This window comes from Cellvibrio japonicus Ueda107, from assembly GCF_000019225.1.
GTDB classification, from domain to species: domain Bacteria; phylum Pseudomonadota; class Gammaproteobacteria; order Pseudomonadales; family Cellvibrionaceae; genus Cellvibrio; species Cellvibrio japonicus.
In genome coordinates this window covers 3,890,352-3,904,668 of record NC_010995.1, presented here as the reverse complement: position 1 = coordinate 3,904,668, position 14,317 = coordinate 3,890,352, and the positions used below count along the sequence as shown (strand labels likewise).

Annotated in this window: 10 protein-coding genes; 9 read left to right on the top strand and 1 reads right to left on the bottom strand. The window is 49.9% G+C overall.

Annotated features, from left to right (window positions below):
- Positions 1-32: 32 nt before the first annotated feature.
- Entirely contained in the window at positions 33-2,663 is a 2,631-nt protein-coding gene (locus CJA_RS15730) for an alpha-amylase family glycosyl hydrolase (RefSeq protein ID WP_012488839.1), read from the bottom strand.
- 356 nt (positions 2,664-3,019) lie between these two features.
- On the opposite strand from CJA_RS15730, the gene CJA_RS15725 reads away from it, so the two are divergent.
- The 9 genes from CJA_RS15725 to CJA_RS15685 are packed head-to-tail and all read left to right on the top strand — an operon-like array spanning position 3,020 to position 14,315.
- Complete coding sequence (locus tag CJA_RS15725; protein ID WP_012488838.1) at positions 3,020-3,961, top strand: carbohydrate kinase family protein; 942 nt, start codon at positions 3,020-3,022, stop codon at positions 3,959-3,961.
- Positions 3,958-5,769: an ATP-binding cassette domain-containing protein gene (locus CJA_RS15720; RefSeq protein WP_012488837.1), complete on the top strand. Its 1,812-nt coding sequence runs from the start codon at positions 3,958-3,960 to the stop codon at positions 5,767-5,769. The genes CJA_RS15725 and CJA_RS15720 overlap by 4 nt, the downstream gene beginning before the upstream one ends.
- The gene (locus tag CJA_RS15715) at positions 5,766-7,463 is read left to right on the top strand and encodes an ATP-binding cassette domain-containing protein (protein WP_012488836.1); all 1,698 of its coding nucleotides are present in this window, start codon (positions 5,766-5,768) and stop codon (positions 7,461-7,463) included. Before CJA_RS15720 ends, CJA_RS15715 begins: the two co-directional genes overlap by 4 nt.
- Positions 7,453-8,088: a hypothetical protein gene (locus CJA_RS15710; RefSeq protein WP_041551642.1), complete on the top strand. Its 636-nt coding sequence runs from the start codon at positions 7,453-7,455 to the stop codon at positions 8,086-8,088. Before CJA_RS15715 ends, CJA_RS15710 begins: the two co-directional genes overlap by 11 nt.
- Positions 8,089-8,111: 23 nt before the next feature.
- The gene (locus CJA_RS15705) at positions 8,112-8,444 is read left to right on the top strand and encodes a cupin domain-containing protein (RefSeq protein WP_012488834.1); all 333 of its coding nucleotides are present in this window, start codon (positions 8,112-8,114) and stop codon (positions 8,442-8,444) included.
- Complete coding sequence (locus CJA_RS15700) at positions 8,441-9,739, top strand: aspartate aminotransferase family protein (RefSeq protein WP_012488833.1); 1,299 nt, start codon at positions 8,441-8,443, stop codon at positions 9,737-9,739. The genes CJA_RS15705 and CJA_RS15700 overlap by 4 nt, the downstream gene beginning before the upstream one ends.
- Positions 9,736-11,283: a hypothetical protein gene (locus tag CJA_RS15695; RefSeq protein ID WP_012488832.1), complete on the top strand. Its 1,548-nt coding sequence runs from the start codon at positions 9,736-9,738 to the stop codon at positions 11,281-11,283. The genes CJA_RS15700 and CJA_RS15695 overlap by 4 nt, the downstream gene beginning before the upstream one ends.
- 2 nt (positions 11,284-11,285) lie before the next feature.
- Positions 11,286-13,244: a glycogen/starch synthase gene (locus CJA_RS15690; RefSeq protein WP_041551639.1), complete on the top strand. Its 1,959-nt coding sequence runs from the start codon at positions 11,286-11,288 to the stop codon at positions 13,242-13,244.
- Between the two features lie 12 nt (positions 13,245-13,256).
- The gene (locus tag CJA_RS15685; RefSeq protein WP_012488830.1) at positions 13,257-14,315 is read left to right on the top strand and encodes a sugar phosphate nucleotidyltransferase; all 1,059 of its coding nucleotides are present in this window, start codon (positions 13,257-13,259) and stop codon (positions 14,313-14,315) included.
- Positions 14,316-14,317: the final 2 nt, after the last annotated feature.

Below are 14,317 nucleotides of genomic sequence, written 5' to 3'. Positions count from 1 at the left end.
GGTACTGCGCTAATTCCCGGCTGAGAAACCAGCTAGGGAATACTCACCAGAATATCATCCAAAATTTTGGCGCTGCTATCGTTGCCGCCACCAAAATCACTTTGGCTCGCCACCGGTTTTAGTGGACGCAGGCCATCCTGGTTGCGATCCCAGGTCGTGATATAAATTTTCTTGCCGTGCCAATTGTCTACACCCAGCGCAGAAAAATCATAGGTGAAGGTAAAGGTTTTTTGTTTGCGGTCTATATCAATGACCGGTGACAGGTTAATGCGCTTACCTGGATTGTTGCGATCGCTGCCGGTGTTGAGGTAAATGTAATTGCCGGCACAGAACATATGGTGTGCGATATCCCAGCGCATGCCCGCCGGTGTTTCGGCATTCAGCATGGGCAAGTGGCGGTCGCCCTGCGCACTTACATCAAAATAAATATGGAAACCGACATGGTCAAACCCGTTGGGGTAGGCATACATGTGGGTTATTTCGGGCATTTCGATGGTCAATTCCAATGCCGGGCCGCGATGTTTGACCTGTACGGCCTTGATATCCATTTGCTGGCGGAAGGTGTGATAGCGCGGTTTGGTGTAGTTCTTGTGCAAACCGTAATCATCGCCCAGTGGATCTTCCACGCGATAGTGATTCACGCCACTCTGGGCGGACACGGTTAATTGTTGTGTGGGCGAGGCCAGGCCCAGTGTGGGCACATACAGTGAAAACTCCTGCGCTTTATTGTTAATGCCCAGGGCGGGCAGGGATACGGACCAGTAGCCTTTGTTGTCACTGCGCAGGGGCAGCGCCCGATCCAGGTTGCCATTAATCACCAGCAGCATATCGGTATTCGCCTTGGATAAGCGGCCGCTCAAATCTGTTGCCTTGCCGATTTCGTTGTTCTTCAGTTGCTGGTCGAGCGTAATCCAATGGCGACTTTTTGAGGCTGGACGCTGTTCTTTGTCATCCAGGATAAACACCAGCGTACTGCGCGCTTGCACATTAAATACCAACTCCCCGTTGGGGCCTGTTACCAACGGCTTAACGCCGGTGGAGCCTTTATCTGCAAAGAGCGGTTTTAATCGACGATTGGGCGGAAAGCTGCCCGCAGGAAGGTTTACCAGGGAGCTAAACACATCGGACGTATTAATCACCACCAGGGCTGTATCATGTTGGTAGTGGCGCGAATAAGCCAATATTCCGGGGCCTGCGGTGTTGTCCTGCAGCAGGGAAAAACTGCCGCGGGTAAACACCTTGTGCTGCCGCCTGATGTCAATCAGTTTCTGCAGGTGATTGAAAAAGTGACTGTCCTGGTCAAAATGATCCCGATCAGATCGGATACCGCCCTTAAACATGGCCTGGCGAATCGGCATAAAATTTTGCTCATCGCCCTGGTAAATAACCGGAATACCCGGAATGGTTAACAACACCGCCCAGGCTTGCTCATAACTCTGTGGGTTGCTGCTTTTCTGGAAGCGTTCGACATCGTGGTTATTAATAAAGTTGGGCACGATAAAGGGATCGGGAAACAGCGTCATCTGCGCGTTAATCCGATAGCCCAGGTAGGCTGTTGCACCGCCATCATTTAGCACACGGCGCAACTCATTGTAGAGCGGGTAACCAAACACAGTTTTAATGGTTGGCTTTTCCTCGGTGCCCAGGTTGAGCAGCGCAATTTTTTCGCCATCGTTGCGATAGGGATCAGAAAAATTGTAGGACTCGCCAAAGGTCAACAGGTTATTGCGTCCGGTGCTCCGGGCTGCCGCCAGCAAACCATCGTCACCATTCATAAACTCATACCAAAAGTCCGGTTCGACATGTTTAACCGCGTCAAAGCGGAATCCATCAACCCCCACCTCCTTGATCCAATAGGTATGGGATTCGGTCAGGGTTTTGCGCACCAATGGGTTGCTGGTGTTCAAATCGTTGACAAAGGCCACCTGGTAGCGAAATGACTGTTCGGGATCGGTGTAGTCGGTAATCTGCGGTGTCCAGTGGTAAACCGCTGCCTTTTCGTGTTCCGGATTTAATAAATCGATTTTATTAAACGGAAACTGGGTGGGAACCTTGGGAATTGACTCCTGGTCGAGTCGATAATTTTTGCGGCGATCTTCAGGATCGTATTTGCCAATATATTCGTAATAGGGGGCCACATGGTTAAGCACGGCATCCTGAATTAAATACATCTGGTTTTCATGCAGCTTGCCAGCCAGGGTTTTGTAATCCTCCAGGCTGCCGTAATGGGCATCGACTTCGCGAAAGTTTACCGGCCAATAACCGTGATAACCGGTTGACTTGAGCCAACCATTCCACCACTGGTTGGCAACCGGCGGCGAGATCAGCAAGGTTGTGACCCCCAGGCTTTTTAAATAATCAATTTTTTGGGTAATGCCGGGAATGTCTCCTCCACTATAAAAACCTTCTTCCTGGGGGCGATAAAGTCCAAAGCCCTGGTCGTTTCGATTTTTGTCGCCATCGTAAAAATGATCAATCATCAATGAGTAAATAATTTGGTCCTGCCATTCTGGTGATGGCACGTGAATCATTTTTTCTGCTGGAGCGCATACTGCCTGTCTGTCGTCGCATTCATTTTTGTTATCGTTTTTTTCAACTATCTGCGCCGCGCACAGCAGTTGGCTGTGCAATGCCAGCAAAGCACACATGCCTATTTTTTTCATGGGATCACCATTGTGAAATTGGTCAAAAAACCGCGGAAGGTGAGTTATTCATTTTTAAAAAGCAATTCGCCGGGAAATGAATACGTATGTAATTTTTTGCAATCTGATTTATGTGCTAACCCACGCATCTGAATACGTATGCACTTGCTTGTTGTGCGTAAAAAAATGCAAGTAGCATTGCCATGCCGAAATCCACTGTGTCTGACGTTGCCTTATCCTTGCTTTCGAATTTGTAAAAATCCGCCCCCGTATTTTCCTGAAAAAATGCAAGTGATTAATTGCTGTGCGTGGATGAACAGTTATTGTGCACCAATGGTAAAGCCAAAAATGGTATTTTGATTACGGAAGAAACCTGAATGAATGCAAACACCCGCTCAAATAAAACCGTATTGATTGTGGGGGGAACCTCGATTGATACCATCATTCATTTACCCGCACCGCTCACCGGTGAGCCAAAGACAATATGGGCCAAAAAAGCCTATAAAGCTGTCGGCGGTACGGGGGCCGGCAAGGCGTTAAACCTTGCGCGCCTGGGGTTTCCGGTGTTGATGCACAGTATCCTGGGGCGCGACGCCGAAGCGCAACAGATCATCAAAACCTGTGATCATCCCAATATCAAACTGGTAGTGGATTACCTGGATGAGCCCACAGAACAACATACCAATTTAATGGCTCCCACTGGCGAACGTATCTCGCTGTACACCATCCCGCCCTGTGAATCACCCGCATTGGATTGGCAGTTCCTGGAAGCGGCAATCGACACAATTGATATCGCGGCAATCTCCATCCTCAACTACACGCGCCCGTCCCTGGCGATTGCCCGCGCTGCCGGAAAAGCCGTCTGGATTGACCTGCACGACTACGATGGAAAAAATCCCTATCACCAGGCGTTTATTGATGCGGCAGATGTTATTTTTGTCGCCAGTGATAATCTTCCTGACTATAAGACATTTATGCGCGAGCAGGTTGCCGCTGGAAAGGAATTTGTGGTGTGCACCCATGGTAAAGCGGGATCAACTGCACTGGATTCACAGGGTAATTGGTATGAGTGCGGCATAGCGACCGGTTATCCCCTGGTTGATAGCAATGGTGCTGGCGATGCCTATTTCAGTGGTTTTCTGTACGCCTATGGTCGCGGAAAAACCTTGCAGGAATCTATGCAGTATGGCGCTACTGTGGCTGCCATGTGTATTAATTCCGAACACCTTTACCCTGAAAATCTTGCTCCGGAAATATTGGAACAGCATTACGCTGTGCAGCTAAAAGCCAATACATTCACAAGCGCTCCCGGTTTATGAATTCCTCCACTAACAGAGGGATTGCTGCTTCGCTAACAGGGAGGGATACTGCTGCGCAGACACCAGAATCTATCTCTGCCAGCACTTCAGCTGTTGGCCAGGAAAATGAAAAACCGGTGATGACGATTGCACAGGTTGCCCTCTTGATATGGCAAGAGGTACGCGTTTCTCCGGGAGGCTGGCAATTATGTATAGCAAGCTTGTTATCGGCGGTACTGGCAGGTCCCTTCGTCTTGTCCCTCTATACTGGCTATGCCTTCGGTGTTATGGAAACCCAACACTGGGATGGTACTGAATCGCTCAGTGTTATTGCACGGGTCAGTGCATTGGTGTTGGTACTGTTGTTATTAGGATCGCTCAGTGATTACGCCGTTAATCGCTGTGCGGCTTCCATCAATGCCCGCTTGTGGCAGCGCAATATTGGCAAGCTCTTTGGTATTGCACTGAGCGCCCGGCCTACGACCGCCAATCAGGCTGCCTTACATTCTGTCAAAAGTTTCCTGGCCGATTCGGTGGAGGTGTTCCAGCGCCACCAACTCTATGTGTTACAGAATGCACTGCGTGCTGTATTGGTTGTCGCTATCACGCTGGCTTATTTATTCGCGCATAACCCCTGGTTTATCCTGGTGGTTTTTGTCGCGTTGGCAATGACATTCTTCAGTCCTATCTGGTTGGCTGAAAAAGCCCAGCCTGCCATAGATGAAGAGCCTCATGCGCTCAATCAATTCAATCATTATCTGCTGTCTATTTTACGGCTGGGTGACTTGCTCGCCTATCAGGATAATCGCCATCTGTTCAGGCGGATACAAACTGCGTTGCAGGAATATTTTGTGGTGGAAGGACGTAAGTGGATTACCTGGAATTTTGCCTTCAACTTAAAGGTAACACTCAACATTTTAACGTCCATTGGCTTATTGGGTATTGGTGGTACGCTCTATTTTTATGGGCTAATAGGTGTTGCAGAGCTGATAGCAATTTACATCCTGGTTTCCATGACAGTTCCGCGATTAGACTCCCTGTATAAAATCTATAACTATTTACAGTCCTTAAAAGCCTATTACCAGCAAGCCCATTATCTGGAGCACCTGGAATCCCTCCAGCAGGTGGGGAATCGCCATCCGACTGGCCCGGTCACCAATACAACACTGGGTAACCCTTTAAAGAACATAGTGCTGCACTGCCAGCGTTTGCTGTTACCGGGTCATGATCATCCCCTGTTTGAGGAGGTAAGGATCGAATTGTCCCGGGGACAGCTGTATCTGCTGAGCGGAAAAAGTGGCAGTGGAAAAACCAGCCTGGTTAACCTGTTGTTGGGGTTCCAGGTTCCCGACCAGGGGGCGCTGCTTGTCAATGGCTCACCACTCGCGCCAGAGCAGTTATCGACATACTGGCAGCGCATCGCCCTGCAAGAACAGCATAACCTGCTGATATCCAGCCTGACGGCACAGGAAAATCTCCAGCTGGTAAAGCGTCCCATCCACCCGGAGCGGTTTGCCCGTGCATGCCATCGTTTGGGACTGGGCGCCTGGGGACATAAACCCGTCCACCAGTTATCCGGTGGTGAGATACAGCGCCTGTGTTTTTTGCGTGCCTATGTATATGAGGCAGATGTCTTTATTTTTGATGAGCCGACATCCGCCCTGGATGGCGTCAATGAAGACCTTATCAAGGATTTGCTGCTGGCGTTAACCGATGCCATCGTTTTGGTGATTAGCCATAGCGAAGGGTTTGCTGATATTGCCCATCGTGTATGGACCCTGGCTGGTGATGGCAGCGTACAGGATAGGCAGGGAGGTCGACAGCCATGACTCCCCTGGTGATATTTTTCAGGCAACGCAAGTTGCATATGTTATTCCTGGTGTTGCTGGTTATCGCTGTCAGTTCATTTGCTATTGTTGTGCCCTTGGCTTTTTCTGTAGTCACCGATTTTATTTTGCCCCAGGGCTATGTTGTGCATTTCTCGCTCATGATCGGTCTTTTATTGGCGATGGTGGCGGTGCGCATGCTGGCTAATTTTGCGCAGGACTACTTTTTTATGAAAAGTCGTTTCCTGTTTGAAAAGTGGGTGCTGTGGCGTGTGATGGGCAAAACCCTGCATGCCAGGGCATCGGCACCCGGCAATGCTGGTGATGATGTGGTTGCACGGTTCTCTACCTTTATTACCAATTTCCAGTTTAATTTTTCAGAGCTGTTTTATTTTTTACTCTATTCATTGTTTGTCTCGACGCTGGTGTTATTGATCCTGGCTTATGCTTCGATACCGTTTTTAGCGCTGTCATTGGTATTTTTGGGGGCGCATTACCTCAATTTGATCGCGCATCTGGGGCAGGCTAAAGCGCTGTCTGCGCGCTATGTAGACACAAAAAACCAGATGAATGCGCGCATTGGCAACCTGCTGTCCAGTAAAAAAATTATCAATGTCTTTGGCTTGAACCGCTATGTGGAAAGCCTGCTGGGTAAGGATACCGAGCCGCTGTACGCCGCCTACTATCAGCGTGAATTGGTGGTGAATCGGCAGGAGCTTATCCAGAGCTTCCTGAAAAACCTGCTGTTTGTCCTGCTGCTATTGGTGGGTATCGTCGCTGTGCTTGATGAGCAGCTAACGATGGCGCTGGTGTTGTTGTGCATTTTGCTGGTTGGTTTTGTGTATGACCCTATCTATCGGCTCAATGCCATTACCAAAGCCTATGCCGATTGCAAGGCGCAGTTGCAGGCATTATTGGGCGAGGCCTGCGCCGATAAGAATACCGCCACCGATTATCGCCTGGCGACCCTGCCGGTACAGGATCTGCAACGGATTGAATTATCTGGTGTCAGCCTGCACCGGGGACAACAGGCGCTGTTTACGGGAATCAATATCCGGCTTGAGCCGGGCAAGATTTATCTGATTGATGGCCCCAGTGGTACAGGAAAGTCCAGCCTGCTGCGACTGATTGCCGGATTGGAATCTCCCTCGCACGGCAAGGCCTTGTGGAATGGCATTGCTATTCCCGCTTTTCTGGAAAAGGCTTATCCGTCCTTACATTATTGTCCCCAGCAAATTTATTGGGCAGAGGCCAGCCTGGTCGATAACCTCGGTCTCTTTGCTGAAACCGTTAACCTGGAGTCTATACAACAGGCCCTGGATAAGGCGAGTTGCCATTTTGCCAATACCGGTTTCTCGCTTGAGGATTCCGGGGCCAGAAACTGGTCTGGTGGCCAGTTGCGTCGCCTGGGCCTGGCGCGTGCATTTTATAGTAATGCATCAGTGCTGCTGCTGGATGAGCCGACGGCAAACCTGGACGTGGTGACTGAGCGTCAGATCCTGGCGGTATTGCGCGAGGAAGCAAAGCAAAAAATTGTCGTCCTGTGCACCCATTCACCGGCGTTAAAATTGTTGGCGGATGTGTGTATTGATCTGCAAAAAGGCTCAGTATCAGAAAGAAGTGCATCAGGAAAAAGCATCGAAGGAAGGATAACCGGTGCTGCTGTGAACGGAGGCGAGACTGGCCATGGTCACTAATTTCCTTGCCTACCTTGAGCGCGATTACCTGGAGGAAACCAACCATAGCGCCTGGATATTAATTATCTTATTGGTGTTGGTTGTAGGGGCAATGGTTGAATTAATGCGTACACCCCTGGTAGAAAAAGCCAGGGTAACGCTGTTAACCGAAAAAATATTGCAGGCTATGGATGGATCAACTCGCGCATCACTCATCGCCAGTAAATCCATTCACACCGGCGAATCGCAGAAGCAAGCGTATTGGTCTTTGGTGCCTGTATCATCACAACAATCCCTATTGGTGAATTCATCCGCAGGACACTGGAGGTTATTGGCCCCCGGTGTATTTGTGATGGATGAGCCTTCATGGAAGTTGCAAGTGGCGCACTCTGGAGCGGCGCCGTTAATACTGCCGGTTGCGCGCGTCCTGCGTACAGAACAGGATGGAAAACCGATGTCTCTGGTTATCCAGGTAGCTTATTCACCCAGCGTGTCTTCCGCCCTCCTATCACCTTCTTCATTTTCAGCAGCGGCTGATCTATCGGTCATCTATCGAGAGTCATCATTGATTGACAGCTTTGCCGAGACAATCCTCCGTTCACCGGATCATCTGGGCATCAACAAGGAGCACGGGCAAACGCCATGATCAGCAATATGTTAAAGGACCTAATGACACCTGAGGAAGGTTGCCATGAAGGCATCGGGCGTATCCAGGTCTATCGGGCCTTTGATCGCAAGCAGCAGATTGAACAGGTCGACCATATTGATTTTGTTGTTGTTCCTCCGGGCGCAACAATTGGGCGGCATCGCCACGGTAACAATACCGAGTGGTACATCATTATGGCAGGGCAGGGAGAAATGATATTCCAGGGTGAGCACATCCAGGTGGCTCCCTGGGATGTACTGGTGAATCCGCCCTATGGCGAGCATGCATTAATTAACAATTCCTCCAGGGATATTCATTTGGTTGTGTTCCAACACAGCGAGCGGGTGGGTTTATGAATTCGATTCAGGTCAAGACAATAGAAGCCGACTATCTGGCTCCGGGAATCTCGGAGGAAGCACGCCTGGCAGATATGGCGTTTGTGCGTGGTGAGGGCTGCTATTTATATGATGCCGAGGGTAAAGCTTACCTGGATTTTGCCGCGGGGATTTTTACGCAAAATATCGGCCATGGTCATCCGCAATTGGTTGAACGTCTCAAGCAGCAGGTGGATCAGTTGTGGAATGTCCACGACTCCAGCCATCCGGCGCGTGCGCAACTGTGTCTGCATTTAAGTGAATGCTTTCCGGATGAGCTGCAGCGCTTTGCATTTTTTTCAACCGGTGCAGAGGCGGTGGAGGCAGCAATTCGCGCTGTATTAGCCGCCGCATCACCAAAGCGCCAACGCATGGCAGCCCTGCGTTATGGCTTCCATGGCAAAACCCAGGGCGCTCGCTCACTGGTGCATTGGGATGTGGGCTTTAGTGCTTTTTCCGGCAATTCCGTATTGGGATATTCTGCAAATTGTTATCGCTGTCCCTTGGGTCGCACCTATCCGTCCTGTGATATGCAGTGTGCCATGCTGGTCGCTAAGCATATCGCCAGTAAAGACAATATCTCTGCCTTATTTTTTGAACCTGTTCAAGGCGCCGCCGGTGTCATAGTACCACCCAAGGAATATTGGGACATTATCCAGCGCGAATGTCGTCAAAGCGGGGTTATGCTGGTCGCCGATGAAATCGTAACGGCGGGTGGCCGTTCAGGCTATTTTCTGGCGTGTGAATATTATGGCCTTAAGCCTGACCTGGTGACGGCTGCCAAGGGCTTAAGCTCCGGTTTTCCGTTCTCGGTGTTAGCAGGAAAAGAGGCCTTGATGGCGGAGGGGGCGTTTGCAGCACCGGGCGCATCCTCGTCAACCTATGGCGGTAACCCATTGAGCTGCACGGCTGCTGCCGCGACCCTGGACATATTAAAAACAGAACATGTCATTGATGACGTAACGCGCAAAGGCCGGTTGCTTGGCGATGGGCTTAAGCAATTAGCGCGGGACCATGCGGTGATCGGCGATGCGCGCGGCCTGGGGTTGCTCTGGGCACTGGAATTTGTATCCGACCCGATTGCCAAGACACCGGACAGTGACATGGCCAAGGCGTTTTATACCCGCGCCCTGGCGCTGGGGGCGCGGGTGTGTGTGGGCGGTAACATTGTGCGTATAGGGCCTCCGCTGACGATTGATGATGCAGAGATACAGGAAGCACTCCGGATTTTTGATCAGGTCCTGGGTGAGTTGCGCCAGGCGAGGATTGCCGCATGACACTCGCATCTGCCACACCTGTCTCTGTCACTCCTGCGCTATTGGATTCACTGCGCCCATTGCGTTGGTTTGCTGATAAAGAGGCCAGCTGTGAGGAGTTTCAATGCCTGGACTGGGCACTGGTTAGCCAGGATCAGGCGTGGCACTGTCTGTGGATACTCATGCAGCATCTTGCCAGCGAGCGGCGCTATTCCTTTGTCATCCGGCAGCATCCGCAATTGCATCTCTATGAAGATGCTACGTATAGCAGTGAGTTAGTCCATTGCCTGTTGGCGTGTCCGGATAAGCGCTTGCCAACAGCCAAAGGTGCATTCATAGCATTCAATGCAGCTTGCACATTAACGGCGCCCTTCCAGGTCGTACCGCTCGAAAAAAACATGACCACCAATACGCTCTTTAAATTGAGCACCCCGGATAGTGCCTGGGCGGTAAAGTTCTATCGCACCCTGACCCACAATAATGAAAATGAAGTCAGTGTACTCAAGGCCTTAGCGAAAAAAAGCAATGATTACGCTATTGCCGGTACATTAGAGTATCAAACCTGTGTGAATGGACAGGTGTCATCGACGACCCTGGCCATTGCCAACAAATTTATGCAAGGGGTTCCCGCCTATCAATTGTATAGCCGCAGTATCAAGGCGTTATTTTCACGTATTGCGGCGGGCGAGGTATTGGATTTATCCGCCTTGACCCAGGTTGAAGACTTATATCTGCTCTCTTTTTCTATTGGTGCTAATACCGCTTTCTTTCACCAGCAGGTGAATGCCCATTATGTGCAGCAGGGTGAGCAAGCGTTCGATGTGGGCAGCTATGTCCAATGCAACCGCAATCGCTGGTTACGTGTCTATGACTTGTTAAAGCAAGACCGGTCTTTGAGTTCAAGTGATAGCGACTACTTGTGCCACTTGCTACAGGAAGGCTATGAGCGTTACCTGGGTGATGCGTTTGTACAGGACAATGCGGGTATTCCCGCCAGTATTTCCCATGGTGATTTGCACCTGTCCCATCTCTTTATCGACCCGGCCCAGGTGTCCCGTTGCCTGTTGATCGACCCTGCGCCGCGCAGCCTGGATGAACATGAGCGGGAATTTGTAACCCAGAGTTGCCTGCAGGACTTAAAAAACCTGCACCGCGGACTGGATTATTTTTCCTACGATGAAATTGTCGACGACCTGGCCCTTGCCATGGGTGTTTCCCAGTTGGATGCCGCCCACTTTATATGGCGTTATCCAGCCAAAGCCCGGGAGCTTTACCCTGCGCACTTCCATCTGCTCTGTTATTGGAGCGATGTGGTATTTGATGGATTAATGCAGGGTTATAACAGTCAGGCATCGCACAGCAGTAGCAAGCAGGGTGAGGTGATGCAATTGTTTTATTTCTGTCGCCTGCTAAAGGAGATGGAATACAACTATGCCTATGAGCGCAACCTGTTTAAGTATTGTGATTATTTCTACCTGAGGAAATTCATTGATTTTCCTGCGCTCGCTAAAAACTCGCCTGCGCCCGTAACAGCACGCAAACAATCTATCCCCATAGAGGTTTAACCATGCATATTCTGGAAGTGTATCTGGAGTCCGGCGGCTACGATTACAACCTCATTAAAGGCGGTATCTCCGTCTATATGTGGAACCTGAGTAAGGCTTTTGTTGAAAAGGGGCACCAGGTTTCTTTATTAACAGCCATGCACGGTAAACAGGAATACCTGCGCGAACACTATGACTTGGAAGAACTGGATTACTGTCGTCAATGGAAAATGGACCTGGTATTGGACCCTGCCATTTGGGGGGATCAATCCAGAGTGTCCCTGGCGTTGGTAACCAAGGCCTACAGGATTCGTAAGGACGGTGTTGATATTTACCTGTTATCCAATGAATACCTGGATAGGTATCCGGATACTTTTTATCCGCCTTATTCAAGTAAGGGAAAGGATTTGGGGTTTTATAAGTCGCTTATTTTCCAGATGGAAGCCATTTTTTTCATTCGCGATTTCTTTAATAACCCCGATATAGTGGTGCATGCACACGAGCCCTATTATCAGTATTTATTGCCATGCTCCCTGTCACGCGATGGCTACAGGGTCGTGAGTACCGTACAAAGCAATATGCCTGTCAATAAAAAAGTCTACAAACCCAAGGTGGCGGCCTTGCTTGATCAGTTGGGTGTGGCCATCGACCTTAACCAGTTTGATGATCACTTGAGCGAAGACAGCTTCAATCAATGCCTGCTGGATTATATGCCGCGGACGCACCTGAATTACCCCTATCCCGATGACTACATTAATTTGTATGCCCTGACCCTGGCGTATAGCGACAAGGTGGATTTCTTATCAGAAGGGCACCTGGCGTTTTACCAGGCATTTAAAGGTACGGCATTTCGAGCCCTGTACAACCAATTGCGGATTAAATCCCTGGTTGACCAGCGACAGGCACACTTGTTTGTCGGCGGATGTGCCCTATCCGAATCCTGGCTGAAACAGGATTTTTCACCATGGAATGCCCAAAAAAATCAGGTGCTGCGCGATTTGGGATTAACACCGGAACTCCCTACGTTTTATCACAATGCCCGTTATGCACCCAACCATAAGGGGCAAGTGGAATTGGTGCAGGCAATTGCCAAGGTGCTTGCATCGGGTGCCGAGGCCAATTTTATCTTGCGCTGTGTATCCGGTAACGGCATTGCCGATCAACGATTCCATGAACTGCAAGCGCGCTATCCGAACAAGGTCGCGCTTATGTGGCAGTACCAGGCAGAGGAACAGTTGATGGCGATGGCCGCGGCTGCCGATTTTTCCTTATTCCCCTCCAAGTTTGAGATGGATACTTTTTTAATTGCCCAGGGTGAATCCATGCTGGCGGGGTGTGTACCGATTGCCTCTTCCCAGTTGGGAATGATGCATTGGAATCATTGCACGGATTTAACCGGCGACGAGAGTAAAGTAACCGGCTTCTCGGTTGTACGCTCTTTTGTTGAGGAGGACGCCCAGCTTATCCATGACCTGGCGGTAAAAATTGAGCAGGCTATCAGGCTCTATGTTGAAACACCTGCCGAGTATCAATTGCTATCGCAGCGCGCCAGGCGGCATGCACAGGAATTTACCTGGGCCAAGGTTGCCGATTTACACCTGGCGCATTTCATCAAGGACAGGGATACGCCTGCCCGGCAGCAATCAGCGGCAGACTCTTTGCCGTTAACCGCTGCGTCACTGGAAGATGCGATTGATGAGTTGGGTGAACTCATCAGCCTGCGCAGCCAGAAACAGGATTTATCGCTACAGGCACAGCTACCGCAACTGACCCGGGATCAGGTGATCCGCTACCGGTATCCCCAGGCGCAAGCGGTAGAGGCGTTTGTGGTTAATGGTCATGTCGAGCGCCACACCCTGTCGGCACAGGGCGATGAGTTTTTGCTGGCACAGCCTCCATCTGGCGATCTTTTTCTGCTGGTCACCCTGCGCAATGGCGTCCAATACTGGGATGGCCTTCTGTCTCCCTCTTCCCTTCATTAAAAGGAATCGGTTGTGAACAAATTATTGGGCATTTTGTTGGCAGGTGGTAAAGGCCAGCGCCTTAAACAATTGACGCGTGAGCTTCCCAAACCCCTGGTTCCCTATGCCGCGCAATGTCGCATGATCGATTTTAGCCTGCAAAACTGTGTTGATTCCGGTGTACAGGAAGTGATGTTGCTGTCCAAACATATGGAAACGCTGATCCACCAGTATTTATTAGCTGAGTGGACGCACAAAATAAAAATTCATTTTGGCCCTTACCAGGCGCTCCATCACCAGCCTGCAGAAACGGTTTATGCCAGCGTACAGAAACCGGATGAGCAGGGCACCGCAGATGCGTTGCTCAATGGGCGTGAATATATTTGCCGCGATGGTTATGAAGACGTATTGATCTTGCACTCAGACCATATTTATCACTACGACTTTAAGAAAATGTATGAGCTGCATCAATCCAGTAAAGCTGCATTGACCATTGGCTATCAGGAAATCCCCCTGGAATATGTCAAATTATTTGGAATGTCCAGGTTTGATACTGATGGCAATTTGGTTGAATTTGTTGAAAAGCCCGCGAACCCAACGGCCAATACAGTTTTTACTGCCGTGTGTATTTTCAATATCCGCTTGATGTACCAGTACCTGGATCAGCTTAAGCACACGGAATGGCGCCATGACATCAGTCATGATTTGATTCCAGCCATGTTGCGCAATGGTGAAATTATCAAAGGCATTTGTTTCGAGGATTATTGGGAAGATATAGGTACAACCGAGCGCTTTTATAAGGCACACCTTAACCTTGTCAATGGCAAGATCCGCTTGCTGCCACCCCAAACGTTATCCGATGCAAAAGAAGTCCGTCTGATTGACGATGAAAAACGCAATCGTGTCCTGGCTGATAGCCGGGTTATCCGTGTGGATTTCAAGGCGGAAAACAGTGTTATTTTTCCCGGTGCACGTATTGGTGAACAGTGCTTTATTAAAAACTCGGTGATTATGCCCGATGCAGAATTGCCCGCCGGCACCCACATTAGCAATGCCCTGGTAAGCCAGGGCCATATTGAATATTTTCATTAAGT

Excerpts from the sequence above, each read along its gene's own strand:
- CJA_RS15730 (WP_012488839.1), bottom strand. The coding sequence starts at position 2,663 with ATGAAAAAAATAGGCATGTGTGCTTTGCTGGCATTGCACAGCCAACTG.
- CJA_RS15725 (WP_012488838.1), top strand. The coding sequence starts at position 3,020 with ATGAATGCAAACACCCGCTCAAATAAAACCGTATTGATTGTGGGGGGA.
- CJA_RS15720 (WP_012488837.1), top strand. The coding sequence starts at position 3,958 with ATGAATTCCTCCACTAACAGAGGGATTGCTGCTTCGCTAACAGGGAGG.
- CJA_RS15715 (WP_012488836.1), top strand. The coding sequence starts at position 5,766 with ATGACTCCCCTGGTGATATTTTTCAGGCAACGCAAGTTGCATATGTTA.
- CJA_RS15710 (WP_041551642.1), top strand. The coding sequence starts at position 7,453 with ATGGTCACTAATTTCCTTGCCTACCTTGAGCGCGATTACCTGGAGGAA.
- CJA_RS15705 (WP_012488834.1), top strand. The coding sequence starts at position 8,112 with ATGACACCTGAGGAAGGTTGCCATGAAGGCATCGGGCGTATCCAGGTC.
- CJA_RS15700 (WP_012488833.1), top strand. The coding sequence starts at position 8,441 with ATGAATTCGATTCAGGTCAAGACAATAGAAGCCGACTATCTGGCTCCG.
- CJA_RS15695 (WP_012488832.1), top strand. The coding sequence starts at position 9,736 with ATGACACTCGCATCTGCCACACCTGTCTCTGTCACTCCTGCGCTATTG.
- CJA_RS15690 (WP_041551639.1), top strand. The coding sequence starts at position 11,286 with ATGCATATTCTGGAAGTGTATCTGGAGTCCGGCGGCTACGATTACAAC.